This window comes from Halocynthiibacter sp., from assembly GCF_049608145.1.
GTDB lineage: Bacteria > Pseudomonadota > Alphaproteobacteria > Rhodobacterales > Rhodobacteraceae > Halocynthiibacter.
In genome coordinates, this window is sequence record NZ_JBMYXF010000036.1 from 1 (window position 1) to 20,263 (window position 20,263).

The 20,263-nt window shown below is 52.8% G+C and carries 17 protein-coding genes, 1 tRNA gene and 1 pseudogene; 11 read left to right on the forward strand and 8 right to left on the reverse strand.

The genetic code is table 11. From position 1 onward, the window contains the following. From ACPGUT_RS11155 to ACPGUT_RS11165, 3 genes are all read left to right on the forward strand, one after another. Positions 1-1,021, forward strand: a 1,021-nt coding sequence (locus ACPGUT_RS11155; protein ID WP_423991370.1) for an acyl-CoA dehydrogenase family protein, incomplete at its 5' end; no start/stop codon positions are given. Then, positions 1,022-3,058, forward strand: a complete 2,037-nt coding sequence (locus ACPGUT_RS11160) for an acetate--CoA ligase family protein (protein ID WP_423991372.1) — start codon at positions 1,022-1,024, stop codon at positions 3,056-3,058. Further along, positions 3,055-3,840: a carnitinyl-CoA dehydratase gene (locus ACPGUT_RS11165; protein ID WP_423991374.1), complete on the forward strand. Its 786-nt coding sequence runs from the start codon at positions 3,055-3,057 to the stop codon at positions 3,838-3,840. The genes ACPGUT_RS11160 and ACPGUT_RS11165 overlap by 4 nt, the downstream gene beginning before the upstream one ends. A gap of 44 nt (positions 3,841-3,884) precedes the next feature. Here ACPGUT_RS11165 and ACPGUT_RS11170 read toward each other — a convergent pair whose 3' ends face one another. Further along, positions 3,885-4,304 carry an Lrp/AsnC family transcriptional regulator gene (locus ACPGUT_RS11170; RefSeq protein ID WP_423991376.1) on the reverse strand — a complete coding sequence of 140 codons (420 nt, stop codon included), beginning with the start codon at positions 4,302-4,304 and terminating at the stop codon, positions 3,885-3,887. Positions 4,305-4,423: 119 nt separating this feature from the next. On the opposite strand from ACPGUT_RS11170, the gene ACPGUT_RS11175 reads away from it, so the two are divergent. Both ACPGUT_RS11175 and ACPGUT_RS11180 read left to right on the forward strand, forming a co-directional pair. After that, positions 4,424-5,200, forward strand: a complete 777-nt coding sequence (locus ACPGUT_RS11175) for a carbon-nitrogen hydrolase family protein (RefSeq protein ID WP_423991378.1) — start codon at positions 4,424-4,426, stop codon at positions 5,198-5,200. Between the two features lie 194 nt (positions 5,201-5,394). Next, positions 5,395-6,615, forward strand: coding sequence for a TsoY family (seleno)protein (locus ACPGUT_RS11180; protein WP_423991380.1), 1,221 nt, complete (start codon positions 5,395-5,397; stop codon positions 6,613-6,615). Positions 6,616-6,708: 93 nt separating this feature from the next. On the opposite strand, the gene ACPGUT_RS11185 is transcribed toward ACPGUT_RS11180, so the two are convergent. From ACPGUT_RS11185 to ACPGUT_RS11205, 5 genes are all read right to left on the reverse strand, one after another. Further along, a complete protein-coding gene (locus ACPGUT_RS11185; RefSeq protein ID WP_423991382.1) occupies positions 6,709-7,509 on the reverse strand; it encodes a substrate-binding domain-containing protein in 801 nt (266 codons plus the stop codon). Next, positions 7,506-8,222 carry an ATP-binding cassette domain-containing protein gene (locus tag ACPGUT_RS11190; RefSeq protein WP_423991384.1) on the reverse strand — a complete coding sequence of 239 codons (717 nt, stop codon included), beginning with the start codon at positions 8,220-8,222 and terminating at the stop codon, positions 7,506-7,508. Before ACPGUT_RS11190 ends, ACPGUT_RS11185 begins: the two co-directional genes overlap by 4 nt. Continuing rightward, positions 8,216-8,920, reverse strand: a complete 705-nt coding sequence (locus tag ACPGUT_RS11195) for an ABC transporter permease (protein ID WP_423991386.1) — start codon at positions 8,918-8,920, stop codon at positions 8,216-8,218. The genes ACPGUT_RS11190 and ACPGUT_RS11195 overlap by 7 nt, the downstream gene beginning before the upstream one ends. A 105-nt stretch (positions 8,921-9,025) precedes the next feature. Beyond that, complete coding sequence (locus ACPGUT_RS11200; protein WP_423991388.1) at positions 9,026-9,676, reverse strand: GntR family transcriptional regulator; 651 nt, start codon at positions 9,674-9,676, stop codon at positions 9,026-9,028. A gap of 43 nt (positions 9,677-9,719) precedes the next feature. Further along, a complete protein-coding gene (locus tag ACPGUT_RS11205) occupies positions 9,720-10,397 on the reverse strand; it encodes a M48 family metallopeptidase (RefSeq protein WP_423991390.1) in 678 nt (225 codons plus the stop codon). 210 nt (positions 10,398-10,607) lie between these two features. Here ACPGUT_RS11205 and ACPGUT_RS11210 point away from each other — a divergent pair, with 210 nt between their 5' ends. The 6 genes from ACPGUT_RS11210 to ACPGUT_RS11235 all read left to right on the forward strand — a co-directional run bounded on the left by ACPGUT_RS11210 (position 10,608) and on the right by ACPGUT_RS11235 (position 18,289). Then, complete coding sequence (locus tag ACPGUT_RS11210; RefSeq protein WP_423991391.1) at positions 10,608-10,925, forward strand: TIGR02300 family protein; 318 nt, start codon at positions 10,608-10,610, stop codon at positions 10,923-10,925. 134 nt (positions 10,926-11,059) lie between these two features. Next, positions 11,060-11,135 (forward strand) — tRNA-Ala (locus tag ACPGUT_RS11215). A gap of 55 nt (positions 11,136-11,190) precedes the next feature. Then, the gene (locus ACPGUT_RS11220; protein ID WP_423991393.1) at positions 11,191-12,357 is read left to right on the forward strand and encodes a DUF6538 domain-containing protein; all 1,167 of its coding nucleotides are present in this window, start codon (positions 11,191-11,193) and stop codon (positions 12,355-12,357) included. A 376-nt stretch (positions 12,358-12,733) separates the two neighbouring features. Further along, positions 12,734-14,059: a Hint domain-containing protein gene (locus ACPGUT_RS11225; protein ID WP_423991395.1), complete on the forward strand. Its 1,326-nt coding sequence runs from the start codon at positions 12,734-12,736 to the stop codon at positions 14,057-14,059. A 77-nt stretch (positions 14,060-14,136) separates the two neighbouring features. Next, positions 14,137-14,385, forward strand: a complete 249-nt coding sequence (locus ACPGUT_RS11230; protein WP_423991397.1) for a hypothetical protein — start codon at positions 14,137-14,139, stop codon at positions 14,383-14,385. Positions 14,386-14,494: 109 nt separating this feature from the next. After that, positions 14,495-18,289, forward strand: a complete 3,795-nt coding sequence (locus ACPGUT_RS11235; protein WP_423991399.1) for an SdrD B-like domain-containing protein — start codon at positions 14,495-14,497, stop codon at positions 18,287-18,289. A gap of 120 nt (positions 18,290-18,409) precedes the next feature. Here ACPGUT_RS11235 and ACPGUT_RS11240 read toward each other — a convergent pair. Both ACPGUT_RS11240 and plsY read right to left on the reverse strand, forming a co-directional pair. Beyond that, positions 18,410-19,240 (reverse strand): annotated as a pseudogene (locus tag ACPGUT_RS11240) (IS3 family transposase); the annotation flags it as partial. 414 nt (positions 19,241-19,654) lie between these two features. Next, the gene (plsY, locus tag ACPGUT_RS11245) at positions 19,655-20,260 is read right to left on the reverse strand and encodes a glycerol-3-phosphate 1-O-acyltransferase PlsY (protein WP_423991401.1); all 606 of its coding nucleotides are present in this window, start codon (positions 20,258-20,260) and stop codon (positions 19,655-19,657) included. Positions 20,261-20,263: the final 3 nt, after the last annotated feature.

Consider the following 20,263-nt stretch of genomic DNA (forward strand, 5'->3'; position numbering starts at 1 on the left):
GAAGTGTCTCGATCTTGGATTTTACGCCTGCAACTTCCCAGAAGAAGTCGGGGGTGCAGGCCTGTCACATGTGGACTTCACTTTGGTTGAACGGGAACTTGGCCGGGGCTCCATGGCGCTGACCCATTTCTTCGGTCGCCCACAAAATATCCTCATGGCCTGCAATGAGGAACAGCGCGAACGCTATCTGTTACCCGCTGTACGTGGCGAACGGATGGACGCCCTTGCAATGACCGAACCAGACGCCGGATCTGACGTGCGCGGCATGAAGTGTCAGGCAATACGTGATGGTGGCGATTGGGTGATCAACGGATCGAAACATTTCATTTCCGGCGCGGAACATGCGGATTTCTTTATCGTTTTCATCGCAACCGGTGTTGATGAAACCCCGCGCGGCCCGAAGAAACGCATTACAACCTTCCTTGTTGATCGCGGCACGCCAGGCTTTGAAGTGCGCGAAGGCTATAACTCCGTCAGCCACAAAGGTTACAAAAATTACATCCTGAGTTTTGATGATTGCCGCCTGCCCGACGCTCAGGTTCTGGGCGAAGTTGACGGCGGATTTGCCGTGATGAACGAATGGCTTTACGCGACCCGCATTACTGTGGCGGCATTCTGCGTTGGCCGTGCGCGCCGGTGTTTTGACTATGCGCTAAACTATTCCGCTGAACGCAGCCAGTTCGGCCAACCCATTGGCAAATTCCAAGGCATTGGTTTTCAGATCGCCGATATGATCACCGAAATTGACGCCGCTGATTGGCTGACTTTGGCGTCGGCTTGGCGCCTGGATCAAGGCCTGCCCGCGAACCGCGAAATTGCGTCTGCGAAACTTTATGCATCCGAGATGCTGGCAAAAGTCACAGACACCACATTACAGATCTTTGGCGGCATGGGCTTGATGGATGACTTTCCGATCGAACGGTTCTGGCGGGATGCCCGGGTGGAACGGATCTGGGATGGTACCAGCGAGATCCAGCGCCATATCATTTCGCGCGATCTACTGCGGCCTTTGGGGGCGTAAATGGCGGATTTGCACAGACTGCTGCGCCCGCGTTCCGTCGCCGTGATCGGCGGCGGGGCCTGGTGCGCCAATGTGATCGAACAATGCACAAAAGTGGGATTTCAGGGGGACATCTGGCCCGTGCATCCGAAAAAATCAGAAGTCAGTGGATTGCTGGCTTTTGCGGGTCTATCCGATCTGCCCAATGCCCCTGACGCCGCCTTTATCGGCGTAAACCGGGACGCAACGATTGACGTTGTGCGTGAACTTGCGGCCATGGATGCGGGCGGCGCGGTTTGTTTTGCGTCGGGCTTTTCCGAGGCGCAGGAAGAACTGGCGGACGGGACCGAGAAACAAGAGGCCCTGCTTGAGGCCGCAGGCGAGATGAAAATCCTCGGCCCCAACTGTTACGGCATGCTGAATTATCTGGATGGTGCCGCGCTTTGGCCGGATCAACATGGTGGGGTGGCAGCTGAAACCGGCGTGGCCCTGATCACGCAGTCCTCCAACATCGCGATCAACCTGACCATGCAGGCACGGGGTCTACCTCTGGCCTATGTCGTCACCGCAGGCAATCAGGCACAGACTGGTCTGTCGGAAATCGGCAAGGCGGTTTTGCAGGATAAACGCGTGACGGCCCTTGGCCTGCATATCGAAGGCATCGACGATCTGCGCGGGTTTGAAGCCATGGCTTGCGAGGCCGCGCGTTTGGGCAAACCCATCGTCGCCGTAAAAATCGGGAAATCGGATCACGCCCAGGCTGCCGCGATTTCGCACACGGCCTCACTTGCGGGCAGCGACGCAGGTGCACGGGCATTGTTAAAGCGACTGAACATCGGGCAGGTTTCATCGCTTTCCGCCTTATTAGAGACTTTAAAGCTACTGCATGTGGCCGGGCCCCTGTCGTCAAACTGCATTGCCTCCATGTCCTGTTCCGGCGGCGAAGCCAGTCTGATGGCGGACACGGCCCATGACACAGGTCTGGTGTTTCCGCCACTGAACAGCCGCCAAAAGACCGACCTGCGCGCAGCTTTGGGGCCGAAAGTCGCGCTCGCCAACCCTCTCGATTACCACACCTATATCTGGGGCGACCGTGCGGCGTTAACGTCATGTTTCACCGCCATGATGGACTCGGACCTGGCCATGGGCGTGATCGTCGTCGACTTCCCTCGCTCGGATCGCTGTTCAGCGGAGGAATGGGAAGATGTGATTGTTGCGGCCTCCGAGGCACAGAAAGCAAGTAACCGCCCTGTCGCGTTACTGTCTTCTCTGCCGGAAAACATACCTGAAGAGATATCCGCCCGGCTCATCAGCATGGGCGTTGTCCCTTTTGCGGGCATGTCAGAGGCGATTGAAGCCATGGATGTGGCGGCACAGATCGGCATGAGGAAACCCGTTAAACAGTGTCTATTCTTGCCCAAAACGACCGAACTAGACACTGTTACGTTGTCGGAAGCCGAAGGGAAATCTCTTCTGGCAGGGCATGGTCTGCGCATCCCCAAAGCAGCCCGCGCCACCAGTCCGGAAACGGCAGCTGTAGCGGCTGACATCATCGGCTATCCCGTGGTTCTGAAGGGTGAAGGCATTGCGCATAAGTCAGATGCAGGCGCGGTGGTGTTAAACCTGATGAATGCTAAATCAGTGTCTATTGCGGCGAAAAACATGCCTTGTGAGACGTTTCTCGTGGAAGAGATGATCACCGATACAATCGCAGAACTTCTGGTTGGTGTTGTCCATGATCCGGCGCATGGCATGGTCCTGACATTGGCAGCAGGCGGTGTTCTGACAGAGATGTTGCAGGACAGCGCATCACTGCTGGTCCCCGCATCGCGTGACGCCGTATCAGAGGCCCTGAACAGCCTGAAAATCGCAAAACTGCTGAATGGCTATCGCGGCCAGCCTGCGGCCAATAAAGACGCAATTGCAGATGCTGTCATGGCAGTGCAGGCTGCGGTCGTGGCCGAGGCCCCTGAAGAAATTGAAATCAACCCGTTGATGTGTGGCCCCGACGTGGCAATCGCAGCAGACGCCCTGATCCGCACCGGAGGAAAACAATGACCGATAATCCGATTAAAACTGAACGCCAGGGCCATGTGCTTGAAGTCACGCTGGACCGGCCGAAAGCCAACGCCATTGACCTAGCCACCAGCCGGATTATGGGCGAAGTGTTCACAGAATTCCGCGATGATCCCGAATTGCGCGTCGCAATCATCACCGGCGCGGGCGAGAAATTCTTCTGCCCGGGTTGGGATCTGAAAGCTGCCGCCGATGGCGATGAGGTTGACGGAGATTACGGCAAGGGTGGCTTTGGCGGCTTGCAGGAATTGCGCGGGTTGAACAAACCGGTGATTGCGGCGGTCAACGGCATTTGCTGTGGCGGTGGTCTGGAACTGGCCCTGTCTGCCGACATTATCCTGGCGGCCGATCATGCAAGCTTCGCCCTGCCCGAAATCAATTCTGGCACGGTGGCGGATGCCGCATCCATCAAACTGCCCAAACGCATCCCCTATCACATCGCGATGGAAATGCTGTTCACCGGGCGCTGGATTGATGCGGAAGAGGCCGCACGCTGGGGCATGATCAACCAGATCCATGCGGGCGCTGATCTGATGACGAAAGCGCGCGAGATGGCGGATCTTCTGGCGTCCGGCCCGCCACTGGTTTACGCGGCGATCAAAGAAGTGGTGCGCGAAGCGGAAGATATGAAATTCCAGGACGCAATGAACAAAATCACCAAAAGCCAGTTTGAAACCGTGGAAACACTATATCGGTCCGAGGACCAGCTGGAAGGCGCAAAGGCCTTTGCTGAGAAACGGGATCCGGTCTGGCAGGGCAAATGAATTCGGAAATGGCGGGTGAGTGCACCCTGCACCCGCCAATCTGATCAGGAAAACCGCCGCAGACGCACCGAACAATTGGTTTCAGCCACATCGGGAAACATCCGAATTCTGGCCAGAGTTTCATCCAACGCAGACAGCGACCCGACTGTGATTTCCGCCGCGAGATCATAACTGCCGTTCAGGGCGCAAATATCGCGCAGCCCGGCAATTTTCTTCAACCTTGCCACCACAGGCCGGCTGTCCCCGGGCTTCAGACGGATCAACAGAAGCGCCGGGATCAGCCCGCTGTCTTCATTCTCGCCCAGTTCCAGCGTAAAGCGGCGGATCACCCCGCGATCGCGCATTCGGTCAATTCGGTTCTGCACAGTTGCTCGGGACACCGACAACCTTCGTGCAATGTCGCTGGTTGCCATACGCGCATCATCGCTAAGCAATTTAATTATCTCATGATCTGTATCATCCATATCAAAATGATCGCACAGTCCAGCAATTTGTACAATATTATGTTGAAACGCAAAGTTGTACCTACTGAATTGCATCACCTTGGGAGTTACCCTGCCCCTATCAATGAGGAGATGAGATTATGAAAGTCACAGTATGTCAGATCGACCCGCGTCCCGGGCACCTTGATGGTGAACTAAAGGCGCTGGCAAAACATGTTCAGGACGCAAACACTGATTTTCTATTGCTGCCCGAGATGAGCCTGTCTGCTTGGCTGGCGGCGGATCAAGACCCAACTGATGAACGCTGGGCACAGGCTGTCACAGATCACGAAGCCCGCATTGCTGTCTTTGATCAGTTGGGTGCAAAGGCTATCATGGGGACCCGCCCGATTGTGAACACACAGGGAAGCCGCCGCAACCAAGCATATCTCTGGGATGCCACAAGCAAAACGACCAGTGGCCTGCATGAGAAATATTATCTGCCCGATGAGAAAGGCTATTGGGAACATACCTGGTATGACCGGGGTGACAAAAGCTTTGATATCGGCCGGGCATTGGGCATGCGTATTGGCGTTCAGATATGCACCGAAATGTGGTTCCTGGAATGGGCCCGTCATTATGCGGCCTCGCGTGCGGATTTGCTATGTATTCCACGCGCGACACCACACGGATCACAACGCAAGTGGTTGGCGGGCGGACAGGCTTCGGCTGTGTGTTCTGGTGCCTATGGTCTGTCGTCAAACCTCTGGTGCCCGGAAGGAGACAAAGCCAATTGCGGCGGCTTGTCGTGGATTATCAGCCCCGAAGGCGACATTCTGGCGGAAACCGATACGGATACCCCGTTTGCAACGGTAGAAATAGACCTGGATTTCGCCCGTCACAGTAAAATCACTTATCCGCGCTATGTGCCTGAATAAGTAACACCACCAGCAGGTCAATCCACATTCAGGGCCGCATGTGCATATGCCAATGCGGCCCTGAATAACGAAACAGATGCAGAAACCTCAGCCGGTTCATTGCATTTGTAACAATATCACCGACAGCAGTAGGCACATCAGACAATTTCCTCTCAACGGGTGGGTTTCCACCGAATCAAACGAGAGGACACATCATGTCTGCACACACACAAAGCGTCGCCAGCCGGAGCTGGTCACCACTGTATTTTCTTGCTGCCCTTGGTGCGGGCGGTCTGTCCGTCACATTCTTTATGTATCTCATGTTCTGGGTGCCTCATACCGGACGCCCTGTGCCCGTGTTTGAGGATCTTATGTCCCATTTCGCCAGCAGTGGGGCCGCTGGGAAACTGATCGTAACTGTCGGCATGACCGGGATTGCTGCTATGACTGTCCTGCATGTCGCTCTGATGGTGTTTAACCTACGCCAACTGTCCGCATTCAAGGCCTCCGCTGCCTATAAAAACCTGATGGGCACCAATGCAGAAACGCAGCTTCTCGCTGCACCTCTTGCAGCCGCCATGACCATCAATGCAGGCTTTATCGCCGGGTTGGTTTTTGTTCCAGGCCTTTGGGGGATTGTTGAATATCTTTTCCCACTGGCACTGATCGCGTTTGTTCTGGTTGGGATCTGGTCGTTTCAACTGCTGGGGGCTTTCCTTGTACGCGTCTTTTCTGAAGGCGGCTTCAACCACAAAGCCAACAATTCTTTTGCTCAGGTTCTCGCATCCTTCACCCTGTCAATGGTTGCTGTTGGCATGGCCGCACCAGCTGCAATGTCAAAAACTCCATGGGTCGTGGCTGCATCCCTGTCGCTTTCAAGCTTTATGATGATGACCACTGTTATTGTCGCAGCTGTGGCCCTGGTGCTAGCGGTACGATCAATTCTAGAACATGGCATTGCCGAAGAAGCAGCACCTACCCTGATGGTGATTGTTCCCCTGCTGACCGTGATTGGCATTGCTCTGCTGCGCATTGACCACGGGCTGCACACCACCTTTGACGTGCATGCCGCCAGTGGTGCGACCTTCCTGATGCTGACCCGTATTCTGGCCGTGCAGATCCTGTTTCTGATGTTGGGCATGGCGGTTCTGAAACGCATTAACTACAGCGCCAAGTTCATGACACCCGAAAGCAAACGGTCTGCTGGATCTTATGCATTGGTTTGTCCGGGGGTTGCGCTGTCTGTGATGCTGCATTTCTGGGTGAATAAAGGCCTGGTTGCGAACGGTGTGATCGAGAAATTCTCAACCGTGTACTGGATCGCCAATACCCCTGCCCTGATCGCACAGTTCGCAATGATCGTACTTGTTCTGAAGCTGCACCGTCTGCACTTCGCCAAAGGCTCCATGTCTGGCGCGGCGATGCCTGCCGAATAACATCCCGAAATTTCTCTGCCCCGACTGGCTGGTGGGCATAGAAATGCCGTCGCGACGGCGTCCCGGTCCGCATTTTGTGGACCGGGGTTTTATTTATCTTACAGCATTAAAGGTGAAAAGCGTCTGACCATCGATTTCATATCCATTGATCAGATTTTCGGCCCGGTCTGAAACCAGCCAGTCTTCTAGTTTTTCTGCCAGATCAGCCTTCACATGCGGGTGCAAATCTGCATTCACCGGCAGATAGGCATATTGGTTGAACAGCGCTTCGTCCTCTTCAAAGATCAGCATCATGCCATCTTTGTTGCCAAAATTCAGCCAGCTTGCCCGATCTGTCAGAATATATGCGCCCATGCCAGACGCGGTGTTTAGCGCAGCCCCCATGCCAGAACCAGTCGCGCGATACCATTCAGCGCTCTCTGGGTTCATACCAGCGACCTCCCACAAGGATTTTTCGCGCTTATGTGTACCACTGTCATCGCCGCGACTGACAAACGGGGCCGCCCCACCAGATATCGCCCAAAGCGCATCGCGAATGTTTGTTGCTTGCCCCACATTTGCCGGATCCGCCTGGGGCCCAACAAGGATGAAATCATTATACATGATTTCACGACGCGACGTCCCAAAGCCCGCCTCGATAAACGCATCTTCCGCTGCACGGGAATGCACAAGAATCGCATCCACATCACCAGCCTCGCCCAAACGCAGCGCCTGGCCGGTGCCAACCACCAGCAACTGAACCTCAATTCCAGTGTCTTCCGTCAATACAGGAAGCAGAATATCAGAAAGCCCCGAATTGTGAAAAGAAGTGGTCACCGCCAGTTTCATTTCATCCGCAAGCGCAGGACCAGTTAAGGCCAGTGCGGCAAGGGATGCATATATGCTGTGCATCATTCCAGAATATCTCCGTCAAGGAAGGCCCGTGCTTCGGGCGTTTGTGCACTGGTGAAAAATACATCCGCAGGACTGTGTTCAACCAAAGCACCCCGATGCACAAAAAGAACGTCTCGTGCCAGTCGTCTGGCCTGGCCAATACTGTGAGTACTCATTATGATACGTGTTCCACGGCCGATCGCAGCCTGCAACAGGGTTTCGATTTCCCTGGTGGACGCCCCGTCAAGATTGGCACAGGGCTCATCCAGAAACAACACCTGTGGATCGCGGATCAGGGCACGGGCAAGGGCCAGTTTCTGCTTTTCGCCCCCTGACAGACGCGTCGCACGTTGGTTTTCCTGGGCTGACAACCCGATCATCGCACAGGCATCCCGTGCTTTTTGCCGGGCCTTCGTTTTCTCAACCCCGGTCAGGCGCAAGGGATATACGAGATTGTCCAGCACAGACCGACGCATGATCACCGGCGTCTGGAAGACAAAGCTCTGTGCGGCCCGGGCCGTTTCTTCGTCTGCAGCCCAAGTGACTGATCCTCCCGACAGGCGTTCGATTCCGTGCATCATGCGCAAAAGCGTGGTTTTGCCAGCCCCGTTAGGCCCCATCAGGATCGTCAGGCCACCGCCCTGAAGACACAAATCAACAGGCCCGGCCAGCACCTTACCACGTCGTTTCACAAAGGCACCATCAAGGCGCAAAGGCAGTATGGGTGTCACCATCGCCCTGCCCTTTCTGTGCCGGTCAGCCAGTGGATCAGCAAATTAACAGTGACAGCAAGGCCGATCAGCACAAGCCCAAGCCCCAGCGCCATGGCGAAATCCCCCTTGCCAGTTTCAAGCGCAATGGCCGTTGTCAGAACCCGGGTTGCATGATCAATGTTGCCCCCCACCACCATAATTGCACCCACTTCACCAATTGCACGGCCAAACCCGGCAAGGGCAGCCGTTAACAGCGTCCGCCGGCCGTCCCACAGAAGGGTACAGACCCGCTGAAAGATGCTGGTGTTCAAGGAAATCAGCAGATCGTGATACTCGCTCCAGAGTTCACGCAGCGCCTGATGGGTAATCGATGCAATCAGTGGCGTGATGATAATCACCTGCGCGATGATCATCGCCGTGGGCGTGAACAGCAGGTTCAGCACACCAAATGGCCCACTGCGTGACAACATCAGATACACAACCAACCCCACCACCACCGGCGGAAGGCCCATCAAGGAATTCAGCAATGCAATCACAAACCGGCGCGCCCAGAACCGTCGCAACACCAATAGTGCCCCCAATGGCATGGCAATAGCACAGGAAATCAACAACGCTGAAAAGGTGACACGCAAGGACCGCAACGTGATCTCCCAGAGATCCGCATCAAAGCTGATCAACAGCCAGGCCGCCGCCTGCAAACCGTCCCAGATATCACCCATGTTTCATTCTACACCGCTTTATGTTCCTGCAAGATTTAGCCTGAAAACAATCAAACACGATAGCTGCAAGACGACAAAGAGCACGTGCTTTGCGAACACACCTATTCAGCTGACCAACATCCGCAACCCTTGTGTCGCATCGGCACGGATCGCAAGACGCAGCCCCGGTTCATCCCCTGCACGCAAAGCAGCAATAATCAGCCGGTGGTTCGCAGGTGGTTCAGCCCGGCGCAAGCGCCCGTACAATGCCCGCATGGTTGGCCCCATCTGCAGCCATACAGTTTCCGTCATCGCCAGCATCGCGGGGGCATGGGCACGCAGGTACAACGTACGGTGGAACTCCAGATTTGTACGAATATAGGCGACAGCATCCTGTTTCACCACGGCCTCGGCCACCGACGAATTGATCATCTGCAACCGGTCGATCAACGCCATATGCGCACGCGGAAGGGCACGAGACGCCAGTTCAGGCTCCAGCAATGCGCGCAGAGCCGCCAGTTCTTCGATCCGATCATTAGACAGCGTTGGCGTGGACACCCGCCCCGAGGCAGAAATCGTAAGTGCCCCTTCTGCGGACAAGCGCCGAAGCGCTTCGCGGGCCGGGGTCATGGAGACATTCCATTTGGCCGCAAGACCGCGCACGGTCAGAGCTTCGCCTGGGCCAAGTTCCCCATGCATAATCTGCGTGCGCAGACTGCGATACAGCAGATCGTGGGTCGGGGCCTGGGTGTCATTGGGCTTTGTTGCACTTTGCATATCCGACTGTGATCACAAAATACACACTCAGGTCAAGACGGGATCAGAATTGCCACACATGCAACTGATTGCCATTTTCACGCAACCACCGACGCGGGACCGCGTAATCCGGGTAGATCTGCGCCACCAAATCCCAGAAGGCCTGTGAATGGTTCATCTCACGCAGATGGGCAACTTCATGTGCGGCGACATAGTTCAGAACTTCTGGCGGGGCCATAATCAACCGCCAAGAATACATTAGCTTGCCTTGTGACGAACATGATCCCCAGCGCGATCGTGTATCGCGCAACTGAATAGCACTGTAATCGACATCAAGCGCCCGGGCATATCCATCAGACGCGGCCACCAACCGATCCCGTGCCAGAAGTTTCAACAAAGCTGCAATCTTGCGCGGCGTTGCATCTGCATTGCCTGGCACTGAAAAAGCATCCCCTGTAAACTTGGCCGCACGCCCTGTGCCGGCTATGACCGGGTACGTCCGACCTTCGAACAACAGCGAAACACCAATCTGCGGTGTTTGAATTTCAGGACGTCCATCCAGCTGCTGGCGAATCCAGGTTGCCTTTTCCTCTGCAAACGCGCGCGCTTCGGCTTCCTTCAGACGCTTTGGCACAGACAGTGTCACCCGACCATCCAGACGCGACACGCGCAACGTCATACGCCGCGCACGCGCATTGCGTTTTAGTTCAACATGAACGGGTGGAATACCTTGCAAAATCATGCACCATTTATATCGCCAGATTTCTGAACGAAAAGGCGACAGTGGACAATTATCGTGTTTCAGCAGATAAGTTTACGTTCAATCCCGCATAAGCCGGGGAAAATATCGGGAAAACGGCTATACTCACCGAAAAGCCTTTGACCTTTCTGGTGTCTTGTGGCAGTTCATCGCGACTCTCTTAAGCAGACTCGCAAAGCGAAGGGAAATTCCATGCCCAAAGAAGAATGGGGTGTAAAACGCCTTTGCCCGACCACCGGCAAACGTTTTTACGACCTGAACAAAAACCCGCCCGTCAGCCCGTATACGGGTGAGACAGTTAACATCGATACCAGCGGTAAGACACGCAGTCTTTCTGCCGATAAAGCTGAAACCAAACCAGAAGATTTGGTGGATGACGCTGACGTGGTTCTGGACGATGATGACACCACAGATGTAGATCTGGGCGATGATGTTCTGGACGATGAAGACGAAGGTGACGTCTCTCTTGAAGAGATCGCAGACGTTCCGGCGGATGATGACGACAACTGATTTCTAGGCGGCTTTTCTGTTCCGCTGGGAAAGTTGAAAAAATTACGTCGGGGCGGCGAAATATGCTTGAACTGCCCGGACGAACCTTCTAGACACCGCTTCACAGACTAAGATCTGCTGCGGCGATCTAGGATGGGGCCTTAGCTCAGCTGGGAGAGCGCCTGCATGGCATGCAGGAGGTCAGCGGTTCGATCCCGCTAGGCTCCACCAAACACCAATTCCAGCCTTATAAATAAGACAATCCCTTATTACACTGGGCTTTCGGGTGGATTTTACTACGATTTGGTACTACGAGTTGCGTATGCTCCATCCTCGTACTGCACCCAAAGTATACCGGCAAAATGACACATGGCATGTTCGTGTATATGTACCCAAACCTGTGGTGCATTTGGTCGGGAGTAGCGAAATTCACCGCAGCACTGATGAGACCAATCGTGCGGCGGCGCTCAAGGTCGCGGAAAAGAAACGTTCGGATTTATACATTTGGTTTAATGAACTACTTGAGCGCGATAGCAAGGTGTCTCAGCGGATCAGCGATTTGGCTGATGCTGAGATCGCGGACATGGCACGTAAAGTGTACCACAACTACCGAGAAGAAGCGGCCAGTGATATGGCAGATTTCTTTCGGTTACCGTCCGACCAGCAAGAAGCTGAATCCATACCAGAAGATGGTCGTAGCAGCGTCTTACATGCATTGTTATCGGATTTCGATCTTCCTGATGCTGCAAACGTGAATGCCCGTTTGATGTTAAAGCAGCGAGGGCTGACACTGGCACCAGATGCCCCGGCTTACACAAAGTTGCTACGGCGTATCAGAGAGGCACTTACGCAAGTACATGTTGATGCGGTCAACCTTTACGCAAACACTCCAGCACAGGGTGACAATCCATTCTTCATAAACGCTGAGACACAAGAACCCAGAGTGCCGCTCTCCGTATCACCAGCAATCCCCAAAGGTGAGGCAACGTTAGACCTGCTGATACCCATGGTATTAGAGGAAGTGCGTGTCACGAGAGGGCCGAAGGGGTATTCGAAAATGTCTCATACCTTAAAACTACTGTCGGAATTTTATGGCCCGTCCGCTGACATCAGCAGCATAGATCGGAAAAGCGTCGTTGCGTTCAGAGGAGCATTGGAGAATTTACCAAGCAATGCCACAAAGCGTTATCCCAACATGAGTATACATCAGGTGCTGGAAGCGCGGTCGCCCCAGCACGAAAGTATCTCGATCAGTCATGTGAATGGTCATTTACGGAACTTACGACAATTTTTCAGGACTTGCGCACGGAATGACTCCACGTTGGTGATACCAAGCCTGGAAAAACTGGACCTGCATGACCCAGTGAATACTCTGGACAAACGATATCCATTTTCCACAAAACAACTGGAAGCACTGTTTGTGAATGGGCGCTTGAATGATTGGTACGGGTAACATTTAGCCGCAAACACTATTTGCAACAGGGGCGGCACTGGCTGTGGTTAACTGATCGCTCATACAGCCAGAGAAGGGGCCGATATGGCGCGTGTTGTTTGATGAGTGGGTCATGAATTGAATGCAATCATAACGAATAGCAGGCGGTAGTGATGCGCGCAAAAGTGACTGCATTACAACTCAGGGGGCATATTTGTTTTTAATTTACAACATTACATCCTATTGATTTAAATGAGTAAATTCGCCATAATGAAAGAAGCGAACAGTATATGTATTTAGCAACGCCTTTTGAATTTACAATCGGATTATTGCTGGTCGCCATTGTGTTTCCCTCATGTTGGGGGGTGTTTTTAAGTTAACTGGTAATGGTATTCCAATGGCCTTTAAGAAAATTACTCCGACAGATGCAGATCCCGCAAATCACAGCGGTGACGTTACTTTTACTTTGTCAAATGGCACATCGCTTAATCTGCGCACTACAACCGATATGGATTATGGGATCGCTTCACCAGCCGTAAGTGGAATTCCCGGAACGGAGACATTGTTCAGTCTCGGGGCTGAAACGGACGAACTGGAAGACGGCGAGCACATGGTGCACAGCCTGACCAATTCCAGCGGAAACCCGGTTCAGGTCAGTGGAGCCCGTCTGAGATTTGATGCGCTGACCGATACACAGGGCACTTCTCCGGCATCGGTTGAGTCTTTCTTTGTCTTTCTTGATGGTGTTCGTGTGAACATCAACGATCTGATCGCCAGCGGTGAGGCAACCATTGAATGGGGGGATCCCTTTGGCGTTCATACCGGGTTGCCACCTTCTGCGTACCCTTTCTTCGGCGGTTCTCCGGATCCGAATGCGATTGATCCTCTGACAGGCTCAGTGTCTCCAAAGCTTTCTCCCGATGGGGCGATACATGGCAGCAGCAGCAACCTCGGTCTGACCCTGACGATCACACGTGATTTCACAACGCTTAGTCTTGAATATATCAATGAAGACAATGGGTTGGGTACGCATTACAGCCTTGAGCTGGATGATGATCCCGTATGCTTTACCGCCGACACGTTAATCACAACGATGAACGGGCCGGTTGCAGCCGCAAAGGTCAAGCCTGGCGATTTACTGCTGTGTCAGGATGGCGTGTACCGCCCGGTTCGTTGGGTCGGTCTGCGCACATTCGGTAGCACGAGCGAGCCAATGGCAGAGAATTGCCGGCCGATCTGCATCAGTGCCGGGGCGCTGGGACAGGGTATGCCTGAGCGGGATCTGCTTGTTTCCCGCCAGCATCGTATTTTGCTTCGCTCTGAAATCGCACAAAGTATGTTTGGTTGCGATGAGCTTTTGCTTGCAGCTGTTAAGCTGCTGGCCTTGCCGGGCGTGGAAGAACTGGCCTGGCTTGACACTGTCACCTATGTGCATTTCCTGATGGACGGTCACCAGATCATCTATGCTGAAGGCATCGCTGCTGAAACATTGTTGCTGGGTGAACAGGCTCAAAAAGCAATGTCGCCGGACGCTCTTGTCGAGGTTCTCATGATATTTCCCGAACTCTGTTTGCGCAGAGAGGAAATGGAACCAGCCTGTTTTATTCCCCCTCCCCGAAAACAAAAAGAGCTGATCAAACGGCATCTGAAGAACCCTGCAAGGGTCCTCAATTGTATCGGTCACCCCGGTGCTTCCCAAAATCAATGCCAGAGCGCGATCTGACATTCATCCCCTTGGTTTCCTGAAGCTGTAACCAGAAGGGGCAACTACATGTATAGCTAAAGAGTAAGGTTAAACCTATGATAAAAGCCAATGATGACGGACGTGTAAGTCTAGAAGCCGGTGACAGCGTCACAATTGATGTTTTTGCGAATGATGCGCTCCACCCCATATTTCTGCCCGGGCTGCGGGTTCTTAACCCGGGTGGCAACCCTCCGTTCACCGACGTTATCTTCGCCACTCAGCCAAATCAGACAATTACGCTTGCCAGCGGTACGATCGTCAAAATGAACGCTGACCATCACACGTGCAAAAGACGCGAATCCTGATGTTGACGAACCGATCAACTATTTCACCTTCCCTAATGGCCCAATCACATTCGCCAGCTTTATCATTACGTCAGATACCGACGGGGATGGTATTCGTGATCTTATCGATGTGGATGATGATAACGATGGCTTCCTTGACAGCACCGAAAGCGGGTTGCCTGATACAGCGCGGGAGCTTTCGTTTTCTGACAAAGCCAGTTGGGAAGCCGCAGGCGTGACAGCCAAGGGGCTGGCTGCTAACAAAACCAATCAGATCACAATTCAGAATGACGGTTTGGTGTTCAACTACAAGAAAGTTGATACGAAGGTTACCAGCCAAACTGAGATCCCACTGGGCAGTGACACGCCTGGGCTGGAAGAGCGTGTCGAAGTCAGTTTCGAAGTTTCGCAGCTCTTTCCCGCTCTTGGTTCCACGCCTGGAGTTGTATCCGCACTGTTTGAGTTGGTTGATGAGAATGGTGTTGTTCTGGCGCAAGCAACCTGGATTTCTGAACTTGGCAATCAGCAGCGTGTTCCGATCAACCTTTACGCAAACGGTGCTGGGATCACATTACGCGTGACAGATCTCTCGCCAAAAACATCAAGCCGGGCGGATGACTGGGCGCTGAACAATCTGGATGTTGTGGCCTCTCCGATATCGACCCTGGATTCCGATGGAGATGGTATCTATGACATCCACGACCAGGACAGCGACAATGATGGTATTACAGATAACGTCGAATTGCAGCTTACTGGCGAATATATCGCGCCTTCCGGGATTGATGCGAACGAGAACGGTCTGGATGATGCCTATGAAGTCGCAGGGCTGACGCCGGCTGATACAGATGGGGATGGCATTTATGACTATCTGGATGATGACAGCGACAATGATGGTCTGAAAGACTACGAAGAAAATGGTACAGGCGTAACAGCAGAGCAGATCGCGAACTCTACTGACAGTGACCGGGACGGTATTCTGGATGTATTCGAGGGAAGTGATCTCAATGACGGGCACTCAGATCCCAATGGTGACAACTTTGACAACGGGGCCTTCCTGCTTCCGGGTAATCCGGACCTTCTCCCGGATGGTTCAAATGCGATCCCTCTGAAACGTAATCTCGACTTCCGTGAAGTGCGGGAAGAAGTCAGCTCATCTATCGGTGATACAGTCTGGTATGATACTGATCGCGATGGCGTACAGGATGCAGGAGAAGCCGGCGCTGCCAACGTAACTGTACACCTTCTGGATGACAGCGGAACCGTTATCAAAACCACACAAACAGATGCAGACGGGAAATACCTGTTCGATAAGATCGGAAGTGCTGACTACAGGGTGCAGGTCGAAAAACCGGATGGTTTCTTGTTCACCGTTAAAGATAGTGTGGTGGTTCCTTCTTCGGTTAAATCAAAAGCCGCCCCTGCCGAACTTATGGATTCTGCAAAATCATGGACGAAAGCCGATGTTGAGCTGAACGGCCTGGATGTAGAGATTGGGAAAGGTTCTGTTTCAAAAGTTGACGGCCTGCATTTCAACCAGGGCGATGATGATACAAAGAACGGCGAAGCTATCGAAATTGCTGTGGGTGACGCTGACGTATATCAATCTCTGAAGATTGATATGACAGTCTTTAAAAACATGCACGACAGTAAGAAGACCGGGAAAGCCGGTTCCGCAAGCGCGACGTTCGAACTGGTTGATCAAAACGGGGTTGTGGTCGACAGCTATGACTGGAGCTCGGTGAAAAAGTCCTACAAAAAGCCTGAGTCCATCACGCTGAGCGGAACTGGTGAAGGGCTGATCGTCCGGATTACAGACCAAAGCTCTGTAAAACATGCGCGTGGCGACGACTGGACCCTGGATTCAATGTCAGTAAAGGTTGATACCGAAGATGACTTTGACAGTGACGTTAACCAGAAGACAGGTATCACCGACGATATTTCACTTAACGCGCACCAGGATCTTACGAATGTCGATGCCGGGCTTGTGAGAGATTTTTCCGGAACCGGATCCATCGGGAACCGCGTTTGGCTGGATAGCAACCGGGACGGTATTCAGGACCAGAATGAAGATGGCCTGCGGAAAGTTTCGGTCGAACTTCTTGACGAAAACGGTGTGGTTCTTCTTACGACCACAACAAACAAGAAGGGCGCATATCTGTTTAAAAATATTGGAGAGGGCACCTATTCAGTGCGCTTCAGTGCTCCTGACGGGCATATTGCAACTGAACGGAACAGCGGTTCTGATGACACCATAGACAGCGATATCAATGCCTCAGGTGAAACTGCGCAGTTTACTCTCGGAGACGGTGAGAAAAAACTCGATGTGGATGCGGGTTTCATCTCTGATTTCAGTGGTTCAGGCTCAATTGGTGATCGTATCTGGTATGATACCAACAGGAACGGCCTTCAGGATTCCGGTGAAAAGGGAGCGCGGAATATAAAGGTTGAACTGCTAGACGCGAGAACCAACGTCCTTGCCACCGTGGTAACGGATAACAACGGGAACTATACCTTCGATGATATTGGCGAAGGTGACTATTTCGTTCGCATGGAAACTCCGGACGGTTATACAATCAGCCCCATGTATGTGGGCGGAGATGACGAAAAAGACAACGACTTCACAGACACTGACAGCACAACTGACCTCTTTACTCTCGATGATGGTGAACACCTCTCCAATATCGATGGCGGCCTGATGTTGGATTACCGTGGGACCGGATCTATCGGGAACCGGATCTGGATTGATGAAGATCGTGACGGGATTCAGGATGCCGGTGAGGCAAACGCTTCTGGCATCAAAGTTTCCCTTCTCGACAAAGACGGAAACATTCTGCAGACCACGAAAACCAATGGCAATGGTAACTATATCTTCAACAAGCTTGCGGAAGGCGATTACACCGTAAAAGTTTCACCGGATGCAAAATACACCTTTACCGAAAAAGGGACAGGCAGCAACGGCGCCCTCGACAGCGATGTCAATGCTTCAGGCGTTGTTAATGTGGCGCTCGGCGATGGTCAGAAACGGACTGATATCGATGCGGGTATGTATGTGATCGCTAAGCCGGATGCGATTGATGACGTGTACTCCATGAACATGGACAACGGATCCGGAACGATAAGCCGGGCTCTCAACTATAACCTGTTCGCCAATGACATTTTTGACCCGAGCTCAAAGGTGAAAATGATCTCAATCGACAAGACAGAGTCGGGATATGGGTCTGTCTCTGCAACGATTGTGAATGAAAATACAGGCGAAGTCCGCGTGAGTGGTTCGCTGCCCGGCCACTCTAACTACAACTCCTATCACTACTTTGAATACACGATTGAGGATCAGTATGGGAACACCGATACTGCCGAAGTCAAGATTTGGGTCTACTCTCCCATTGCATTTGACCTCAATGGAGATGGCAAAATCGGGGTTACGGGTGCAACATCATCACAGGATAAACATGCTGATGATATTCTGGGCCGGACTGTGTTCTTTGATATTGATGGGGACGGCACCGAGGATATCATCGAATGGTTTTCCGGCGACGGAGACGGTATCTTGATCGATAACCGTGATGGTATGGCCACGACAGATATGGATGGCAATCGTTTGTTCGGGGACCAGGGCGGTCAATATGGCAACGGGTATGACAAGTTGCAGGAACTGGACGTTAATGGTGACGGGCAACTGACCGGCAGCGAGCTGTCTGGCCTAGAGCTCTGGATCGATGATGGCAACGCGATTGTCGATGAGGGCGAGCTTGTCTCTCTTAGCAGTCTCCAGATTGAGCAGATTTCCGTTGAAATGCATCTGGCAACCGATGACGACGGGCGTGACCTGATGCAATCCTCTGCAACAACCGCTGATGGCAAGACCATTTTGACCGAAGATGTCTGGTTCGCTTCAAGTCAGGATCATTTTGAGTTCCTAGGCTGACACCCCAAGAATAGGAATAAGGCAGGCGCGGTTTCCGCGCCTGCTATTGTGTATTAGTTTCGACTTGATCTGACACAGCCCCTGGACTTGTCACGGATTTGTTCCGATCCATGTGCTTATTTACGCGACCTTCCTTTCGAATGCTAAGCATTGCCGGCAGGCGACTGCAAAGCAATCTGTCGAGAGGGGGCTTTTGTAGCCCAATGCTGAATGCTTCCTGCGTGGATTGCAAAAATCCATTGATGTACTGGAACAAGGCAGCCTCCGCCTGCCTTCTTGTTTGCCAAGTTTGTCGCCAGATCAGCTCCGCTTTCAACGTTTTGAAGAAGGTTTCCGTGATAGCATTATCCCAGAAATTTCCTTGCTCGACATTGAGATCTGGAAGCCCTGCTATCGCAAGATTTTCCTGTACTCATGCGCGCAATATTGGCTCCCACGATCCGTATGTGAACGCATCCGGTTTCGGGTTTGCGCAGGTTAATCGCCATTTGTAGTGCGTGGATTGCGAAGCTCTTCTTCAGCCTATTACTGATTACTGCGCGGTAATCGGTACGCAGTATTGATGAGAGCGGGCCTGCCTAACCATGCCCCGGAAATAGAGATCAATAACCACTGCCATGTACAGCCAGCCAACGCGGCGATGATCAACCGCTAACCCAAGCTCTTTGAGTTCTTCAGTCATCGGGGGCGACCATAGCTGTCATGAGATAGGCGGTGCTGTTCTCTGATGTGTGCCAACAAAATCATGTCATCACGCTGGCGTCGGCTCATTGGGTGCATCCGTCATGCGCGCCGCCCACGCGAGGCCACCTTCAAAACGCGGCACAAAGCTTCGATGGGAAAGTCCTTCTTCATCCTGTCAATAAATGCAAACCTCATTGTTTTTGACTCGCAAAGAAGGCCGTCGTTTTTTAAGAGTGCGCGTTCCTGTTTCAGAACCGCATCTCGCTTAAATTTTTCACTGTGTCCGTTTGAGATTTCCGTTCTCCTTTGCGGCAAAATACCAAGTCAAAGAATCGGAACTTAAACGCGACAAGTCCACTCCTACATCTGGACAGAGGAAGGATGGTTGTATCTGGCCATAATTTTGGACCTGTACTCTCGTCACGTCATTGGCCCCCTCTCGGGATCATGCTGCGCATAACCCTGCCGGGCAGGCCGTGAACAACGCCGCTTGCAACATCAAAAACAGGCGGAATAGAACGAACTAGAGTCTCCGATGCTCAAACCGCTCTGATGTCCCATTTTATATGACGACGGACACAGTAGCAGCTTTCGCAACGCTTACGCTACATCTCTCGTTGATCCGTCTTTTTTTGGCTGCCTTTAATCGAACCTGGAGGAGTTTTTGGCTCAGCTCAGGTATCACTTTCCGCCAATCTTAGGTTCGGTTCCCGCGCGCAGGCGTCGGATATTAGGCCAGTGTTTGGCATAAATCAGAATGGTCAGGATTAGCCCTAACAACAGCAATTGGCCCTGCTGTAAGAGTGTCATCCAGACAGGCAATATGGCAACGCTGACTAGGGCTGCCATGGATGAAATTCGCAGGCTGATTGCGATCAGCAGCCAGGTCCCACAGCATAGTAGACCAATCCAGAAATTTAGCGCCAACATGATGCCGAGAAAAGTTGCGACTCCTTTCCCGCCTTTAAACCTTAGCCAGACAGGAAACAGATGCCCAAGAAAAGCACATAAGCCAGCCAACTGGGCAGCGTCCTCGGCAAAAATGGCATGTGCGATCAGAACGGCCACGGCACCTTTCCCACCATCGAGAAGCAAAGTGAGAGCGGCTGCTTTTTTACTGCCAGTACGCAGGACATTGGTTGTGCCGATATTGCCTGATCCGATTTCGCGGAGATTGCCAAGGTTCATCATGCGGGTCACGATCATGCCAAATGGCACTGATCCGACAAGGTATCCCAGAACGGCGACCAAGATCAGCATTGGCTGTGAAGTTTCGATAAATGGCATTTG